The 17,115-nt window shown below is 68.9% G+C and carries 13 protein-coding genes; all 13 read left to right on the forward strand.

Annotated elements, in window-relative coordinates; genetic code table 11:
* The first annotated feature begins 1 nt into the window (after position 1).
* Complete coding sequence (locus HYU53_11725; protein MBI2221860.1) at positions 2 to 907, forward strand: CpsD/CapB family tyrosine-protein kinase; 906 nt, start codon at positions 2 to 4, stop codon at positions 905 to 907.
* Positions 908 to 920: 13 nt separating this feature from the next.
* Positions 921 to 2,297, forward strand: a complete 1,377-nt coding sequence (locus tag HYU53_11730; GenBank protein ID MBI2221861.1) for a TIGR03013 family PEP-CTERM/XrtA system glycosyltransferase — start codon at positions 921 to 923, stop codon at positions 2,295 to 2,297.
* The gene (locus HYU53_11735) at positions 2,294 to 3,871 is read left to right on the forward strand and encodes an oligosaccharide flippase family protein (GenBank protein ID MBI2221862.1); all 1,578 of its coding nucleotides are present in this window, start codon (positions 2,294 to 2,296) and stop codon (positions 3,869 to 3,871) included. Before HYU53_11730 ends, HYU53_11735 begins: the two co-directional genes overlap by 4 nt.
* A gap of 25 nt (positions 3,872 to 3,896) precedes the next feature.
* Complete coding sequence (locus tag HYU53_11740) at positions 3,897 to 4,700, forward strand: phosphocholine cytidylyltransferase family protein (GenBank protein ID MBI2221863.1); 804 nt, start codon at positions 3,897 to 3,899, stop codon at positions 4,698 to 4,700.
* A complete protein-coding gene (locus HYU53_11745; GenBank protein ID MBI2221864.1) occupies positions 4,697 to 5,809 on the forward strand; it encodes a YvcK family protein in 1,113 nt (370 codons plus the stop codon). The genes HYU53_11740 and HYU53_11745 overlap by 4 nt, the downstream gene beginning before the upstream one ends.
* 15 nt (positions 5,810 to 5,824) lie before the next feature.
* Positions 5,825 to 7,138: an AAA family ATPase gene (locus tag HYU53_11750; GenBank protein ID MBI2221865.1), complete on the forward strand. Its 1,314-nt coding sequence runs from the start codon at positions 5,825 to 5,827 to the stop codon at positions 7,136 to 7,138.
* Between the two features lie 16 nt (positions 7,139 to 7,154).
* A complete protein-coding gene (locus HYU53_11755) occupies positions 7,155 to 8,579 on the forward strand; it encodes a nucleotide sugar dehydrogenase (protein ID MBI2221866.1) in 1,425 nt (474 codons plus the stop codon).
* Between the two features lie 26 nt (positions 8,580 to 8,605).
* Complete coding sequence (locus tag HYU53_11760) at positions 8,606 to 9,763, forward strand: glycosyltransferase family 2 protein (GenBank protein ID MBI2221867.1); 1,158 nt, start codon at positions 8,606 to 8,608, stop codon at positions 9,761 to 9,763.
* The gene (locus HYU53_11765; protein ID MBI2221868.1) at positions 9,760 to 11,193 is read left to right on the forward strand and encodes an O-antigen ligase family protein; all 1,434 of its coding nucleotides are present in this window, start codon (positions 9,760 to 9,762) and stop codon (positions 11,191 to 11,193) included. Before HYU53_11760 ends, HYU53_11765 begins: the two co-directional genes overlap by 4 nt.
* On the forward strand, positions 11,190 to 12,377 hold the full coding sequence (locus HYU53_11770; protein ID MBI2221869.1) for a CDP-glycerol glycerophosphotransferase family protein: 1,188 nt from the start codon (positions 11,190 to 11,192) through the stop codon (positions 12,375 to 12,377). Before HYU53_11765 ends, HYU53_11770 begins: the two co-directional genes overlap by 4 nt.
* Complete coding sequence (locus tag HYU53_11775) at positions 12,359 to 13,339, forward strand: glycosyltransferase family 2 protein (GenBank protein ID MBI2221870.1); 981 nt, start codon at positions 12,359 to 12,361, stop codon at positions 13,337 to 13,339. Before HYU53_11770 ends, HYU53_11775 begins: the two co-directional genes overlap by 19 nt.
* Positions 13,336 to 14,370: a glycosyltransferase family 2 protein gene (locus HYU53_11780; protein ID MBI2221871.1), complete on the forward strand. Its 1,035-nt coding sequence runs from the start codon at positions 13,336 to 13,338 to the stop codon at positions 14,368 to 14,370. The genes HYU53_11775 and HYU53_11780 overlap by 4 nt, the downstream gene beginning before the upstream one ends.
* A 140-nt stretch (positions 14,371 to 14,510) precedes the next feature.
* Positions 14,511 to 17,114, forward strand: coding sequence for a hypothetical protein (locus tag HYU53_11785; GenBank protein MBI2221872.1), 2,604 nt, complete (start codon positions 14,511 to 14,513; stop codon positions 17,112 to 17,114).
* The last annotated feature ends 1 nt before the right edge of the window (position 17,115 follow it).

The raw sequence follows: 17,115 nt of genomic DNA on the forward strand, positions 1-17,115 counted from the left end.
CATGAGCCGGATACACGACATCCTCAGCAAGGCCGAGCGCGACGGCACGGCGCGGCGGGTCTCCACCGCCGGCTTCACGGCGACCGAGGACGCGCCCCCGCCCGTCATCGAGCCGGCGGCGCGGATCATGGCGCTGCACGACGGCACCGCATCCGACGCGTTCCCGGTCGACCGTCACGGCACGGTGTCGGCCCCCGTGGAGACGACTCCGGCCACGCCGGAAATCCGCGGCGTGCAGCTCGACCCGGTGCTCGTCGCCGCGCTCGAACCCGAGTCGCTGGCCTCCGAGCAGTACCGCGCCCTTCGCACGCGCATCACGCAATCGGAGAACGGCCGCGCGGTGCGCACGATCGCTGTCACGAGCCCAGCGAAAGGTGACGGCAAGAGCGTCAACGCGGCCAACCTCGCGCTCACGATGGCGCAGGAGTTCCAGCAGCGGATCGTTCTCGTGGATGGCGACCTTCGGCACCCGCGCGCGCACCACCTGCTTGGCCTCACGGCGGGGGCCGGACTCGCCGAGGTCCTCAAGGGAGAGCTCGAGCTGGATGCCGCGCTGGTGTCGCTGCCCGACCACCACCTGACGGTGCTTCCGGCGGGAGTGCCCCCATCGCATCCGGCGGAACTGCTTGGCTCCACCGCGATGCGGCGCGTGATCGAGTCGCTGCGGCAGCGCTACGACCGCATCGTGATCGACATGCCGCCGGCGGCTCCGTTTGCCGACGCGCAGATTCTCTCGCCGCTCGTCGATGGCGTGGTCGTCATCGTCCGGGCGGGCGTGACGCCGCGGCCGGCCGTCGAGCGCACGCTCGGCGGCCTCGCCCGCGCGAAGGTGCTCGGCCTGGTGCTCAACGAGGCGGGCGTGCCAACCGAGTCCGGCTATTCGCCGGAGGGCTATCAGAAGGACTGAGGGTTTCGGGACCATGCAGGTGTTCGACCGGTACGTGTCAGCGCGAAGCATGACGGTCTTCGCCGCCGAGCTGTTTCTGATCTTCGGATCGGTCTCGCTCGCGGCGGGGGTGCAGGACGGCTTCGTTCCGGGCGCGGCCACGCTGTGGAAGATCGCCCTGGTGACGCTGCTGTGCCAGCTGTGCCTGTACTACAACGACTTCTATGACCTGACCGTCGTACACACGCCGCGCGAGCTGGTCGTGCGGCTCTTCCAGGCCGCGGGCGCCGCGTCGATCCTGCTCGCCGCCGTCTACCTCGCCGCGCCGGGGTTGATGATCGGCAGCGGCATCTTCGTGTCGGCGCTCACGGTGTTTCTCGTCGCGATCCTCGCGTGGCGCCTGCTCTTCAACCGGGTCACGACGCTGCGCGGAATGGAAGAGCGCGTGCTGATCCTGGGGACCGGACAATCGGCGCGCATCGTGGCGCGCCAGATCCTCGCGCAGCGGGACTTCGGCTACCGCGTTGTGGGCTTCATCGCCGACGACGCCGCGCGGATCGGCGAACGCATCGTCAACCCCGGCATCGTCGGGACGCCGGTCGACATCCCGCGGCTCATCACGAGCGAGCGCATCGATCGCGTCGTCATCGGCCTGTCGGATCGGCGCGGCAAGCTGCCGGTCGACGAGCTGCTGCAGGCGAAGCTCGCGGGCGTGCGCATCGAGGACGTGACGACGATCTACGAGCGGCTGACGGGCAAGATCCTCGTCGAAGATGTCCGGCCGAGCTGGCTGATCTTCGGCGACGGCTTCCGGGTCTCGCGCTGGACGCGCGCGGTCAAGCGCACGCTGGACGTGACGATGGCGTTCCTGATGGTGGTGGCCGGCGCCCCGTCCATCGCGCTGACGGCCGTGGCCGTCTGGCTCGAGGATGGCTCGCCGGTCCTGTACAGCCAGGAGCGCGTCGGGGAGCACGGCCGCATCTTCCGCGTCTACAAGTTCCGATCGATGCGAAAGGACGCCGAGAGCGCGGGCACGCCCATCTGGGCGAAGGCCGACGACGATCGCGTGACCCGCGTCGGCCGGTTCATCCGCAAGGCGCGGCTGGACGAACTGCCGCAACTGTGGAACGTGCTGCGGGGCGACATGAGCTTCGTCGGTCCGCGCCCCGAGCGCCCGTTCTTCGTCGAGCAACTGGCACAGCAGATCCCGTTCTACCAGCAGCGGCACGCGGTGAAGCCGGGGCTCACCGGCTGGGCGCAGGTGAAGTATCGCTACGGGGCGTCGCTCGAGGACGCGATCGAGAAGCTGCGCTACGACCTGTACTACATCAAGCACCTGTCGCTGGCCTTCGACATCACGATCATCTTCGACACCGTGAAGGTCATCCTCTTCCGGAAGGGTGCGCAGTGATGACCTCGCGGCAGGACCAGACGCCGGCGGCGATCTGGGGGGACACGCGGCCGCTCGCCCGCATCGCGCGGAACCTCGGGACGCGCTACCTGATGATCTTCGCAGACACGATCATCGGGCTGTTCATGCTGCCCTTCAACGTCACCCACCTGGGGAAGGACGCGTACGGCCTCTGGCTGCTGACCGCATCGGTGACCGCGTACTTCTCGATTCTCGACCTCGGCTACGGCGGGGCGCTCGTGAAGTTCGTCGCGCAATACCGCGCGTGGCGGGACGCGAAGGCGATCAACCAGATCGCGAGCACGCTGTTCTTCCTGTTCGCCGGCGTGGGCCTTCTCTCCTACGGCGTGGCGGCCGCGGTCGCGTACAACCTGCCGCACCTGTTCGCGATCACGCCCGATCAGGCGCCCACCGGGCGTGCCGTGCTGCTGATCGTGGCGGTCCAGATCGCCCTGTCGTTCCCCTTCTCGGTCTTCGGCGGGGTCATCAACGGATTCCAGCGGTACGACACGAACAACCTGGTGGCGATCGTCAGCGCGGTCCTCGTGGCGGCCGCCAACGTGGGCGTGCTGCTGTCGGGGGGAGGCCTGGTCGCGCTCGTCGCGTGGACGACCGGGATCCGCATCGTGGCGCTGTTCGTGTACCGCGCCAACGCGTACCGCATCTTCCCCGCGCTCCAGGTGCGGCTCGCGCACGTGCGCCGCGCGCGCCTGCGCGAGGTGACCGGCTTCAGCGTGTACAGCCTGATCATCGATTGGGCCAACAAGCTCAATTACTCGATCGACCCGCTCGTGATTGGCGTGTTCCTGGGCGCCGCGCCGGTGGCGGTGTGGGGTGTGGCGCAGCGGATCGTGTGGGCGGTCCAGCGGCTCACAAACCAGTTGAACGGCGTCCTCTTTCCGGTCGTGGTGGACAGCGACGCCGGCCGGCGCGCCGAGCATCTCCGCGCGATCCTGCTGCAGGGCACGCGGCTGTCGCTCGCGACGGTCGTCCCCATCACCGCGTGCCTGGTGATGGTGGCGCCGCCGCTCGTCCACGCGTGGGTCGGCGCGGACTTCGCCGCGAGCGCCGTGATCATCCAGATCCTGTCGATCGCCATCGCCGTCCGCGTCGGCAACGCGACGGCGACCACCGTGCTCAAGGGGGCCGGCGAGCACCGTTTCATCGCGCTCACGAACCTGGGCATGTCGGTGGTCAACGTGGCGCTGTCGATCGCGCTCATCGGGCCGCTCGGCCTGCTCGGCAACGCGCTCGGCACGCTGCTGCCGGTCACGGCGGCGGCCCTCTTCCTGCAGTTCCCGGCTGCGTGCCGGCACACGGGCGTGGCGTTGAACGAGGGTTGGCGGCGGGGAGTCTGGCCGGCGGTGTGGCCGGCGATCCCGATGGCGCTGCTCTTGCTCGGCGTCAGGGCGTATGTGCCCGCGCGCCTGGGTGCGATCGCCGCGCTCTCGCTGGCCGCGGCACTGGTGTACCTGACGCTCTTCATCGCGTTCGCGGTGGGGACGCGCGATCGCGATCTGTATCTGCGGAAAGTGCGGCAACTGATCGTGCGGACCGCGCCGCAGGCGGCGTGAGTCAACGAAGGGAGTCACCGGATCGATGCGAGGGGTCATCCTGGCCGCGGGGCGCGGCACCCGGCTCAATGGCGGGCAGAGCAACGCGCCGAAATGCCTGGTCGACGTGGGCGGCGTGTCGCTCGTCGAGCGCCACATTGCTCTGCTCCAGGCGTGCGGCGTCCGCGACGTCGCCGTCGTGATCGGCTGCGGGGCCGAGGCGGTCCGGCGTGCCTGCGGGCGCGGCGTCCGGTACGTCGAGAACCCGGACTTCGCGGCCACCAACAGCCTCTACTCGCTGTGGCTGACACGGCATCTGCTCGGCGATGCAGCCGGTTTCGTCGTCATGAATTGCGACGTGCTGCTCCACCCGCGGCTCCTCGATGACCTGCTGACGTCGCGTTACGAGGACGCCATGCTGATCGGGTACCGCGAGGATGCCGCGACGGCATTTGCCGACGAGGAGATGAAGGTCACCGTGCGCCGCGGCTGCGTCACCGACATGTCAAAGCAGATGGATCCGGCCGACGCCGACGGCGAGAACCTGGGCGTGCTGAAGTTCGGCCGGGAAGGCACCCGGCTGCTGCTCTTGATCCTTGACCGCATCGTGGAGGCGGGCGGCGTGCGCGAGTGGGCGCCTCGCGCGTTTGCCGAGTTCGCGCGCCGGCGCCCGCTGCATGCGATCGGGACGCGCGGGCTGCCGTGGACCGAGATCGATTTCCCCGAGGATTACGACCGGGCGGTGAACGACGTCCTCCCCGCCATCGAGGCGGACACGCGCGCTGCGGCGCCGGCGCGCAGGCGCGACGAGGCGCCGCTGGCCGCCGCGGGAGCCGAGTCACGCGCATGAACATCTCTTCGTTTCCGCAGCCGATCGTGGACAGGCGCGACGTGATGCCGGCGCTGACCTCCGCGCCACGCGTAGTGGCGATCGGCGGCGGCACCGGGCTGCCAAACCTTCTGCGCGGCCTGAGACCGCTGCTCTACGGCGACCGGGCCAGCACGCCGCGCGACCAGCTCGTCGCGGTGGTCACCACCACCGACGATGGCGGCAGCTCGGGCCGGCTCCGGAAGGAGTTGGGCGTGATCCCGCCGGGGGACATTCGGAACTGCCTGGCCGCGCTCGCCGAGCATCGGGGACTGCTCGCGGATCTGTTCCAGTACCGCTTTGACAGCGGCGGCGGGCTGAACGGGCACGCCCTGGGCAACCTCGTGCTGGCGGCGCTGGCTGACGTGACCAACGACTTCGCACGCGCCGTGGAGCTGGCGGCGCGTGCGGTCGGTGCGCGCGGGACCGTGCTGCCGGTCACCGCCGAGGCCGTGTCGCTGGTGGCGGCGCTGGAAGACGGATCGCTGGTGCGCGGCGAAACCGCGATTCGCAACGCCGGCACGAAGATCGTGCGGCTCTCCCTGTCGCCCGAGGATCCGAAGTGCCTGAGCGCCGTGATCGACGCGGTGGCAGGCGCGGACGTGATCGTGCTCGGCCCGGGAAGCCTCTACACGAGCCTCCTGCCGCCGCTGCTCGTGCCCGAGCTCGCCGAGGCCGTGTCGGCCGCGCGAGCCACGCGCGTGTTCGTGATGAACCTGATGACGGAGCCGGGCGAAACCGACGGGTTCGGCGCGCCGGAGCACCTGCGTGCCATCGCGGCGCATGTCGGCAGGCAGTTGTTCGACGTGGCGCTGTATAGCACGGCCACCCTGTCGCCGCAGACCGTCGCGGCATACGCATCGCGTGGCGCCGGTCCGGTGATCGTTTCGCCTGGCGACCTCGAGACGCTTTCCGCGATGGGCGCGCGCGCCATCGGCCTGCCGCTCGCCTCGGAGATGCCACCCGGCACGATCCGGCACCACCCCGGTCGGCTGGGCGCGGCGATCACCGCGGTCGCCCGCGGCAAGCTCGGCGCATGGCGCCCCCCGACTCGCTCGGCGCGGCCTGAGCGTCGAAGGTCGCGCGCCTAAAGATGGAGTGGATTAATGTACGAACGCTTCTATCACCTTCGTGAACGGCCGTTCGCCCTGAGTCCCGACCCGGACTACCTGTACCCGAGCCGCGTCCACCAGGAAGCGCTCGACTACCTGCGGTACGGGCTCGAGAGCCACGCCGGGTTCGTCGTGATTACCGGCGAGATCGGCAGCGGCAAGACCACCCTGCTGCAGGCGGTGCTGCGAACACTCGACGGCCACACCACCGTGGCGCGGATCGTCAACACGCTGCTGGACCCGCGCGAGGTGCTCGAGGCCCTGATGGTGGATCTCGGGCTCGACCCGGCTGGCAAGAGCAAGCCGCTCATGCTGCGCGATCTCGCGCAGTTCCTCGTCGACCAGCGGATGATGGGCCGCATCGTGCTCGTCGTCATCGACGAGGCGCAGAATCTCAGCCCGGCCGCCCTCGAGGAGCTGCGGATGCTCTCGAACCTCGAGACCGAGAAATCCAAGCTGATGCAGATGGTGTTGATCGGCCAGCCCGATCTCCGCACGAAGATGCGCTCGCCGCAGCTCGAACAGCTGCGCCAGCGTGTCACGGTGAGCTACCACCTGAACCCGCTCGATGCCGACGACACCGCGCGCTACATCAATCACCGGCTGCGCCGTGCGGCCGTGGGCGCGCCGGTGGAGTTCCCGCGGGCGGTCACCGATCTGGTCCACGTGCGCGCCAAAGGCATCCCGCGCATCATCAACGTGATTTGCGACGCGGTGCTCGTGTTCGGCTACGCCGAGGAGCGCCACCACATCGACGCCTCGCTCGCGCGGGAAGCGATCAAGGAGCTGGAGGCAACGGGCGTGCTTCCGCCCAGCGAGGGCGAGATCGCTGAAGCGGCCGCCGCGGGTGTGGAGACGCGGTCAGCCGCCGGCGCACCGGCGGTCGCGACGACGCCCGCCATCAGCCCTGCCGCGGCGTACGCGCTGGACGCGCGCGAGGAAGACGTTCGCCGGCGCGAACAGCAGCTCGCGCAGCGCGAGCGCGAGTTGCTGGAGCAGCGCCGGGTGCTCTCCGAGGAATACCGGCTGCTGCGGCGGCCGGCGGCCTCATCGGCTCCCGCCCTGATGCAGTCGGCACCGACCTCGCACACCGCTCCGCTGAGCGCGCCGGCGCCGCACGCAGCGGGCGCGCCCGCGCACGTGTCCGTGTCGCGCCCGATCACGCAGCGCGCCACCACGCCGCCGTCCGCGTACGTGGGGACCTCCGGCCGCCTCCCCGGCAGATCGCGGGAGCCGGAGACCTTCTGGACCCGCCTGCGCCGGATCGTCTTCGGCGTCATGGAACCGTTCAGCACCGACCGTATCTGAGGAGCCTCACGCATTCATGTCTGGACTCGCGGCCGTTCTCCTGGATCGCCTGAAGACCCGCTCCGCACGCACCGGCGTCGTGGGCCTCGGCTACGTCGGCCTGCCGCTCGCCGTCGAATTCGCGCGCGCGGGCTTTCGTACCACCGGCATCGACCTCGATCCGCGCAAGGTGAACGCGGTCAACGCCGGCCGGTCGTACATCCCCGACGTGCCGGAGGCGGATGTCACCGAACACGCACGCGCCGGACGGCTCACCGCCGCGGCGGACTTCGGCGTGATCGCCGAGCTGGACACCGTCAACATCTGTGTCCCCACCCCGCTGCGCAAGACCAAGGACCCGGACATGTCCTACGTCGTTTCGGCGTGCGAGCGAATAGCGGAGCACCTGCATCCCGGGATGCTCGTCGTCCTCGAATCCACGACGTATCCGGGCACGACGGTGGAGCTGCTGCAGCCAATGCTCGAGGCGAACGGGCTCAAGGCCGGCGTGGACTTCTTCCTGGCGTTCTCTCCGGAGCGCGTCGACCCCGCGAACGAGCGGTTCAACACGAGGAACACGCCGAAGGTGGTCGGCGGCCTGACCCCGACGTGCACCGATCTCGCGTCGGCGCTCTACGGGGCGGCCATCGAGACCATTGTCCCGGTCAGCTCGCCGGGCGTGGCGGAGATGGTGAAGCTGCTCGAGAACACGTTCCGCGCCGTGAACATCGGCCTGGTCAACGAGCTGGCGCTCATGTGCGACAAGCTCGGGATCGACGTCTGGGAGGTGGTCGACGCGGCGAAGACGAAGCCGTTCGGGTTCATGCCCTTCTATCCCGGCCCCGGCCTCGGTGGTCACTGCATCCCTATCGATCCGTTTTATCTCTCGTGGAAGGCCAAACAGTTCGGATTCGAGCCGCGGTTCATCGAGCTGGCCGGCCACGTCAACAGCGCGATGCCGCGTTTCGTGGCAGACAAGATCGCCGAAGCGTTGAACACGCGGAGGAAGGCCCTCAACGGGTCGACGATCGTTGTCGCAGGCATCACGTACAAACGCGACATCGATGACATGCGCGAGTCTCCGTCGCTCGACGTCATGCACCTGCTCGAGGAACGCGGCGCCCGGGTGCTCTACAGCGATCCCTGGGTGCCGGTCCTGGCAGCCGGCGCGTGGGCGGGAGGGCGCGAGCTGCGGTCGGTGGCCCTGACGCCCGAGGCGCTGGGCTCGGCCGACTGCGTCGCGATCCTCACGGATCACAAGGCTTTCGACTACGCCGCGATGGTCGCGGCCGCCGATCTCGTGGTCGACACGCGGAACGCGACGCGGAGCGACGCCCCGCACGTGTTCAGGCTGGGGGCGCCGAACCCGGCGCACAAGCAGGCGCTGCAGGAGCAGGCCGAGGCGGATGCTGTCCTCGCGGCCGCGGAAGGGGCCGTTTCGGGTCCGCCGGCGCGAGCCTGAACGCCTCGCGTCACGAGGGCGAACCGATGAAGCCGCTGTTCTGGATCGCGATCGCGGTGATTGCCTACGTCTACGTGGGTTATCCGCTGCTGCTCGCGGCGTGGGCCCGGCTGCGGCCGCGATCCGTCCGGCGGAAGCCGCTCGGGCCCGACGCGCCCGGAGCGTCCATCGTGATTGCCGCGCGCAACGAGGCGCACCGCCTTCCGGCGCGCGTCACCAACCTGCTCGCGCAGGACTATCCCGGCCCGATCGACATCATCGTCGTCTCCGATGGATCCACGGATGCGACGCGCGACGCACTCGCGCCATTCGGGCACCGCGTGCGCCTCGTGGACATCCCGGCGTCCGGAAAGCCATCGGCCCTGAATGCCGGGGTGGCCGCTGCGGCGCACGAGATTCTCGTGTTCGCGGACGCGCGGCAGGCGTTCGCGCCCGACGCCGTCCGCCGGCTCGTGGAGAATTTCGCCGATCCGGCCGTGGGTGCGGTCACCGGCGAACTGCTGCTTGATTGCGAAGCGGATGCGGCGATGCCGGCATCAACGGTCGGCGACAGCGTCGGTGCGTACTGGCGGTACGAGAAGTGGCTGCGCCGCCGGGAGAGCGCGGTCTGGTCCACGCTCGGCGCGACCGGAGCGATCTATGCGATGCGCCGGACGTTGTGGCGGCCGCTTCCCTCTCCGGCGCTGCTCGACGATGTGCTGGCGCCGATGCGCGTGGTGCTCGCGGGCGCTCGAGTGGTGTTCGATGAACGCGCGAAGGCCTACGACCGCGTCGAAGCGGACGCGGGGGCCGAACGCCGGCGCAAGGTCAGGACGCTCGCCGGCAACATCCAGATCCTGGGGCTCGAGCCCGCGCTCATCAATCCATTCGCGAATCGCGTCTGGCTGCAGTACGTCTCCCACAAGCTTGGCCGGCTCGTCGTGCCGTACGCGATGGCGCTCGCGCTGATCACCAACGTTGCGATCGTGCCGGCAGACATCTTGTATGTGGCTGCGCTGGTCGCGCAGATCGGGTTTTACGGCTTGGCCGGGTACGGGGCCTGGCTCGCACGACAGGAACACGGCGATGAGGCTGATCAATCGGGTCGCACGGATCGCCTACGCGTTCGTCACGATGAACGGAGCGGCGGTGGCGGGACTTCTCGCGGCGCTGCGGCGCCGGCACGTCTGGCGGTGAGGCAATGACCGAGCGGCTGACGTTCAACTACGGCACCGGGCAGCGGCACGTCGAGAGACGCCGCGTGGACTTCGAGCGCGCGTTTGCGGGTCCCTCCGGCGCGCGCACGCTGGAAGAGTCCGCACGTCCCGACTGGGCGTGGCGCGGACTCCTCGCGTTCACCTTCGTGCTCTTCTTCCGGCCGCAGGACCAGCTCCCGTTCCTCATGCCGTTCCACCTCGCGGAGGTGACCGCGATTGCCGCGCTCACCGCGATGTTCTTCCAGCGCCTCAGCCGAGGCGAGACGGTCGTCCCGCTGACGCCCGAATTCCTCGGCGTCTCCGCGCTCGGCATCGTCATGGCCGCCACGATCCCGTTCTCGATCTGGCCGGGCGGCGCGTTTGCCACCTTCAGCGACGTGTTCCTGAAGATCCTGGCGATCTTCGTGCTGATGGTGCACGCGCTGCGCTCGCCGAAGCGGCTCGAGCGCATGACGTGGATCATCCTGGTCGCCTGCGGCTATCTCGGCTTCCGCGCGATCCTCGACTACGCGCGCGGCGTCAACCTGGTGGAGGGAGGGCGCGTCCAGGGCTCGATCGGCGGCATCTTCCGGAATCCGAATGACCTCGCGCTGAACCTGGTGAGCTATCTGCCGATTGCGATCTTCGCGATGATCGAGCCCGGCAGCATCCCGAAGCGCACGTGGGGCGCCATCATCGCCCTCCTCATGATCGGCGCGGTCATTGCGACCCAGTCCCGCAGCGGCACGATCGGCCTCGTCATCGTCATCGGCATCTGCACTCTGTACGCTCTGCTCCGGCGGCCCACGCTCGTCCTGGTGGGATTCCTGATCGTGGCGGTGTCGGTGCCCTTTGTCCCTCACAGCTATGTCGAACGGATGGCCAGCATCGCCGACCCCTCGAAGGACCAGAGCGGCTCGCGAGAGGCGCGCTGGATTCTGATGCAGGAGTCGTGGGCCTCGTTCGTCGCGCGCCCGATCACGGGCGTCGGCGCGGGCCAGTTCAAGAACTACAACCCGGAAGGGCGCCTCGAGGCCTGGCGCGAGACGCACAACGCGTTGTTGCAGCTCGCCACCGAGCTTGGCGCTCTCGGGCCGATGATCATGCTGTTTCTCGTGTGGCGCGGCCTCAAGGCGGTGCGCCACGCGCGGCAGATCCTCGCACGGGCGGTGCGGGCGGGCACCCTCTCGGCGTCGGACCCCGCGGTGCGGTGGATGCGGGCGCATCTCTCCGCCATGTCGGCAGGGATCATCGGCTGGTTCATCTGCGCCCAGTTCGCGTCGGTGGCGTACAACTGGACCTTCTATTACCTGCTGGCGCTCGCGGCGGCGCCGCGCCAGCTGCTCATCCTCAACGGGTTCGACGTGGCCGAGGCGACTGCCCGTAGAGCAACGGCCCGCCTGCCCGGCGTGGCGCGGCCGGAGGCGGCGCGCGCATGACGCTCGCCGCGCTGATCCAATCGGGACTCCGACAGATCCGCCGCGCCGACGAGAAATGGTCGCGCAGGTCGGGAAAGCGCCGGATCCTGGTCGACGGCCGCACGCCGGTCAACTACGTCATGGTCGCGCCGGTCCACCGCGCCATGGCGGCTGACCCCCGGGTGGAATTCTGGTTCACCGCGAGCGAAGAGCCCAGGCGCCTGGCGGAGATCTCTGCTGCCGCGCCGCCTGATGGCGCGCTCGTGCACCCGCGACGCGCCGCGCTCATGAAGTTCGATGCGTATCTCGCGTCGGACTTCATGTGGGCCACGCTCCCCAGGGGCGCCCAGCGCGTCCAGATGTTCCACGGCGTCGGGGGCAAGTACGGGTTTGACGCGCCGACGACCTCCATGCGCGTGTGGGACCGGCTCCTGTTCGTGAACGTGCGGCGGCTCCGCAACTTCATCGCGGCGGGTGCGATCGACGCCGACAGCCCCGCCATCCGCCTTGTCGGCATGCCGAAGGTGGACTGCCTCGTCGACGGCACGCTCCGGAGAGACGACGTGCTGAGGACGCTCGACCTGGATCCGGCGAAGCCATCGGTGCTGTATGCGCCGACGTGGTCTCCCGAGTCGTCGCTGAACGCCTTCGGACTCGACCTGGTGGCGCGCCTCGCCGCGATGCAAATCAACGTGATCGTGAAGCTGCACGACCGATCGCGCGACCTGCGCGACCGGTATTCCGGCGGGCGCGACTGGATGCAGGCGCTCGCGCCCCTGGCGGAACGGCGGAACGCCCGCATCGTGACCGGGCACGACATCTGCCCCTGCCTGGCGGCCGCCGACGCGATGATCACGGATCACAGCTCCGCCGGATTCGAATACCTGCTGCTCGACCGGCCCCTCGTCCGCATCCACCGGCCCACGCTGATCCGGGCAGCCAACATTCACCCGGACTACGTCAAGCTGATGACCGAAGCGTCTGACTCGGCGAACGACCTCGAGGGAACCCTGGCCGCCGTCGAACGTGCGCTCGCCGCACCCTCGGAGCGCTCGGGCTCGCGACGTGCAATCGCCGAGGACCTCTTTCATCAGCCCGGCGCCGCCACGGCGCGAACCGTCGCCGCGTTGTACGACACCATCGAACTCGAGCAGCCCGCAGCGGCGCTGCGTCCCGCGGAGGCCCTGTGCCAGCCGTCAGCGTGATCACGCCCGCGTACAACGTCGCGCAGTACCTGCTCGACGCAGCGGAATCGGCCCTGCGCCAGACGTTCGCGGACCTGGAGCTGATCATCGTCAACGACGGCTCGACGGATACGACCGGCGAGATCGCCGAGACGATACGCCGCCGCGATCCCGCCCGCGTGCGCGTGGTCACGCAGCCCAACGCCGGGCTGTCCGGGGCGCGCAACTCCGCGATGCAGGCCGCCACCGGCGAGTACTTCGCGCTCCTCGACAGCGACGACACGTGGGAGCCGGAGTTCCTGGCCTCGCAGATGGCCATCTTCGAGGCGTCGCCCGAGGTCGATCTCGTCACCGGGAACGCGTTGTTTCTTGGAAGCCGGCTCGAGGGGCGCCCCGTCCGCCCCTGCCCTGACATGCGCCCCGCCATCACGCTCGAGCGGATCATCGCGGACGAAGAAGCGGTGTTCGTGATGACCGTCTTCCGGCGCCGCGTCTACCACGCCATCGGCGGCTTCGACACGACGCTTCGGACCAACGAGGACTACGACTACTGGCTGCGCGCGGCTGCCGCCGGCTTCCGCTTCGCGCGCAACCCGCTGCCGCTCGCCCGCTACCGCCGGCGCGATGACAGCCTCTCGGCCAGCGAGGTGCGCATGATCGCGGGCATCCTGAAGGTCTACGACAAGGCGCGGACCTCCTGCGTGCCAGGCACACCGGCGCGGCGCGTGCTGGAGGCACAGATCGCGCGCTTCGAAGCGGAGCTGGAACTGGCGCACGCCCGGCACGCGCTCGCCAGCGGCGACCACGCGGCGGCGGCCCGCGCGCTGGCCGCGCTGCGATCGCTCCAGCCGACGTTCAAACACCGCGCGGCGGCGTTCCTCGCCCGCTACGCGGCGCCACTCCTGGCGGCCGCCTATCAGTTCAAACAGCGACGGGCCGCCACCCCGTCCCGCGGCCGGGCCGCCGCCGGAGTCGCCGGATGAAGTTCTCCATCGTCATTGCGACCTACAACCGCGCGCCCGACCTCGCGGGCACGCTCCGGAGCCTCGCCGGCCTCCGCCCCCCCGGCGACTGGGAGGTCATCGTCGTCGACAACAACTCCACCGACGGCACGCGCGCGTGCGTGGAGCGGGCGTCGAAGACCTTCCCCGTCGAGCTACGGTACCTGTTCGAGCGGCAGCAGGGGCGCAGCCCCGCGCTCAACACAGGCATCGGTGCGGCCCGCGGCGAGATCATCGCGACCACCGACGACGACGTGCGGGTGGACGCTGACTGGCTGGACCGTGCGGCGGCAGGGCTCGAGTCGTTGCGCTGCGACTACGTTGGCGGCAAGGTGCTGCCGATCTGGGGCGGCGAGCGCCCGCGATGGCTCGCGGCCCGCCCGACGAAACACTGGGCCGTGATCGCCCTTCTCGACTATGGCGAGCAGCCCATCGAGTTCACCACGCGCGTGCCGCTGGGCGTGAACATGGCCTTCCGCCGCGGCGCGTTCGCGCGGGCGGGATTGTTCGACGTGAACACCGGCCGCCGCGCGGGAACGCTGCTCGGCCAGGAGGTGCGTGAATGGGGGATCCGCGCGCGGGCCGCCGGGTTGCGCGGCTTCTACGTGCCGGAGATGTCCGTGCGCCACATCATTCCTGCGTCGCGGTTGACCAAGTCGTACTTCCGCCGGTGGTTCTTCTGGCGCGGGATCAGCCGGGCGATGCTGTACGAGCGTTTCGGCCTCGACATGGAGGCTCCGGAACAGTCCACCCTTGATTGTTCGAAAGTCCCGCACATCGCCGGCGTGCCGCGCTACTTGTACCGTCGTCTCATCGCCGAAGCGTTCGGATGGCTCAGGGCGGCGCTGCGCGGCGACCGCGAGCAGGCCTTCGAGCACGACACGTGGCTCTGGTTTTTTGCCGGCATCGTCAGGCAGCGCGCGGTCACGAGCCGAGGCGCCGCACCGCTCGCCGCCCGCCCGACTGGACAGATCGCTGCCCACCTTGAGAGCCCCGCTTCCCATCAGTCGTGAAAGAGAACGGTCCGTGGTGAGCTCTGGCGGTAATCTCAGGCACTTGTCCGCCGACATTCGGCAGTTTCATCGGCACCCTTCTTGCGATTCGAACGGCCGCGGCCGTTCGTTTGCGCCGCCGTGATTTGTGGGCCTTACTGATGCGTAAATTCGGTTCGATTCTCTTTCTCCTGCTCGTGTTCGCCTCCGGCGCTCGCCCTGCCGAGGCCGCCGACAGGCTTTGCGATCCAAGTTTCGAAGACTGTCGCACGCCGCTCATTCAGCTCATCAGAAACGAAACGGCCGGGATCGACGTCGCGTTCTGGTTCATGGAAGACGCGCGGTACACGGCTGAACTGATCAGGCGTCACCAGGCGGGCGTGAAGGTCCGTGTCCTGATGGACACCAATGCCAACTCGCAGTATCCCCCGAATGCCGACCGCCTTCGCGAGCTGCGCGACGCCGGCATCCCGATGCGCGAGAAAGTCGGCGGCGGCATCCTGCACTGGAAGTTGATGCTGTTCGCCGGACAGAACACGCTGCAGTTCAGCGCTGCCAACTACACGTCGGAGGCGTTCGTCCCGGAGATCCCGTACGTGAACTACGTCGACGAGGTGATTTACTTCGCCAGCGATCGAACGGTCGTCGACACCTTCAAGACCAAGTTCGACGATGCGTGGGTGAGCGGATCGCCGTTCGCCGATTACGCCAACATCACCAGTCCGCCGGCGCGCGAGTACCCGGTTGCATCCGCACTCGACCCGGAACTGAACTGGCCGCCGTTCCAGAGCTTCGCCAGCCGCTCGGTCAAGGCGTACAACGCCGAGACCGCCGGCATCGACGCCATCATGTACCGCATCACGGACCGTCGTCACACCGACGCGCTGATTGCGGCGCGCGGCCGCGGCGTCCCGATTCGACTCATTTCGGAACCGAAGCAGTACCGGGATCCGGACCGCGCGTGGCATTCGTGGAACGTCGATCGGCTGTACATGGCGGGGGTCCAGATTCGGCATCGCGCGCACCAGGGACTGCTCCACCAGAAGTCCGCGGTCTTCTACGGCCAGGGGATGGTGTTCTTCGGCTCGTCGAACTGGACGTCGCCTTCGTCGGATTCGCAGCACGAGCACAATTACTTCACGAAGAAGGCGCAGTTCTTCACCTTCTTCCGCGACCAGTTCGAACGCAAGTGGAACAACAGCACGGGCAACGAGGAGACCGCCGCCTTCGTGCCGCTGCCCCCGACCAAGCCCGCGTACCAGTCGCCGGCCGACGGCGCGACGGGGCTCTCGACCACCGTGACGCTCGTCTGGCACGGCGGCCGCTGGGCCCACAAGTACGACGTGCTCCTGGGCACGACGCCGGCCTCGCTCGCAGCGGTGGCGGCGAACCTGGAGTTGGGGCCGAGCGAAACCTCGACGCAGTACAAGAGCTACACGGTCCCGAACCTGACTCCAGGCACCACCTACTACTGGCAGATCGTCAGCAAGACGATGGCGGATCAGGTTGCCACGGGACCCGTGCGGAGCTTCACCACTGGCGGAGCGCCGCAGCCGCCGCCCACCACCGGTGTCCTCGGTCCCGGTGACATCCTCCTCTACGCCGGGACGGCCAGCGTAAACGGCACGTGGCGCGCGGCGTCGGACAGCACGGCCGCCGGCGCGGTGCGGATGTATCAGCCCAACGCGGGCGCCGCGAAGATCACGACGGCGCTTGCCAGCCCGACCAATTACTTCGAGCTGACGTTCGATGCGACCGCGGGCGTCGGCTACCGCCTGTGGATGCGCATGAAGGCGGAAGGCAACGCCGCCCCCAACGACTCGGTCCACGTGCAGTTTTCGGAAAGCGTCACCTCATCGGGCGCCCCGGTTTACCGGATCGGCACCACGGGCATGACCGAAGTGAACCTGGAGGACTGCAGCGGCTGCGGCCTCCTCGAATGGGGCTGGCAGGACAACGGCTGGGGCATCAACGTGCTCGGGCCGCTGATCTATTTCGAGACGACGGGCACGCAGACGATCCGTGTGCAGCAACGCGAGGACGGAGCGTCGATCGACCAGATCCTCCTCTCACCGGAGAAGTTCAAGACGGCGGCGCCGGGGGCGCTGAAGAACGACGCGACGATCTACCCGGCGAGCAGCGGCGATGGCGCACCGCCGCCTCCGCCGCCTCCGGCGAGCGCCGAGGTGGTGCTGTACGCGTCGAAGGCTCCGGTGGTCGCCGGCAACTGGACCGTGGCGGCCGACGCCACCGCGGCCGGAGGCATGATGATGCGCAGCGCCAACAACGGAGCCCCGAAGATCGTGGCGGGCTCGCCGGTCATCGCCAGCCCGGCCGACTATTTCGAAATGAGCTTCAACGCCGACGCCGGGCGGCCGTACCGCCTGTGGCTGCGCATGAAGGCGTCGAACAACGATTACCCGAACGACTCCGTGCACGTGCAGTTCTCCGACAGCACGAACGAGGCGGGCGCTCCGATCTACCGGATCGGCACCACCTCGTCGGCCGAGGTCAATCTCGAGGACTGCAGCGGGTGCGGGTTGTTGAACTGGGGCTGGCAGGATAACGGGTATGGAACGTCCGTGCTCGGCCCGCTCGTGTATTTCGAAACCACCGGCGCCCACACGGTCCGGATCCAGATCCGCGAAGACGGCGTGTCGATCGATCACATCATCCTGTCGCCGGAGCGCTTCATTACGTCGTCGCCTGGACTGCTGAAGAACGACGCGAACATCTATGCCGAAAGCGGCGGGACCGACGGGTGAG

Source organism: Acidobacteriota bacterium (genome assembly GCA_016184105.1).
Taxonomy (GTDB): domain Bacteria; phylum Acidobacteriota; class Vicinamibacteria; order Vicinamibacterales; family 2-12-FULL-66-21; genus JACPDI01.

What these genes read in the sequence shown, in the direction of transcription:
- HYU53_11745 (MBI2221864.1), top strand. Translation starts at nt 4,697, where the DNA reads ATGAACATCTCTTCGTTTCCGCAGCCGATCGTGGACAGGCGCGACGTG.
- HYU53_11740 (MBI2221863.1), top strand. Translation starts at nt 3,897, where the DNA reads ATGCGAGGGGTCATCCTGGCCGCGGGGCGCGGCACCCGGCTCAATGGC.
- HYU53_11750 (MBI2221865.1), top strand. Translation starts at nt 5,825, where the DNA reads ATGTACGAACGCTTCTATCACCTTCGTGAACGGCCGTTCGCCCTGAGT.
- HYU53_11760 (MBI2221867.1), top strand. Translation starts at nt 8,606, where the DNA reads ATGAAGCCGCTGTTCTGGATCGCGATCGCGGTGATTGCCTACGTCTAC.
- HYU53_11780 (MBI2221871.1), top strand. Translation starts at nt 13,336, where the DNA reads ATGAAGTTCTCCATCGTCATTGCGACCTACAACCGCGCGCCCGACCTC.
- HYU53_11730 (MBI2221861.1), top strand. Translation starts at nt 921, where the DNA reads ATGCAGGTGTTCGACCGGTACGTGTCAGCGCGAAGCATGACGGTCTTC.
- HYU53_11755 (MBI2221866.1), top strand. Translation starts at nt 7,155, where the DNA reads ATGTCTGGACTCGCGGCCGTTCTCCTGGATCGCCTGAAGACCCGCTCC.
- HYU53_11785 (MBI2221872.1), top strand. Translation starts at nt 14,511, where the DNA reads ATGCGTAAATTCGGTTCGATTCTCTTTCTCCTGCTCGTGTTCGCCTCC.
- HYU53_11770 (MBI2221869.1), top strand. Translation starts at nt 11,190, where the DNA reads ATGACGCTCGCCGCGCTGATCCAATCGGGACTCCGACAGATCCGCCGC.
- HYU53_11725 (MBI2221860.1), top strand. Translation starts at nt 2, where the DNA reads ATGAGCCGGATACACGACATCCTCAGCAAGGCCGAGCGCGACGGCACG.
- HYU53_11765 (MBI2221868.1), top strand. Translation starts at nt 9,760, where the DNA reads ATGACCGAGCGGCTGACGTTCAACTACGGCACCGGGCAGCGGCACGTC.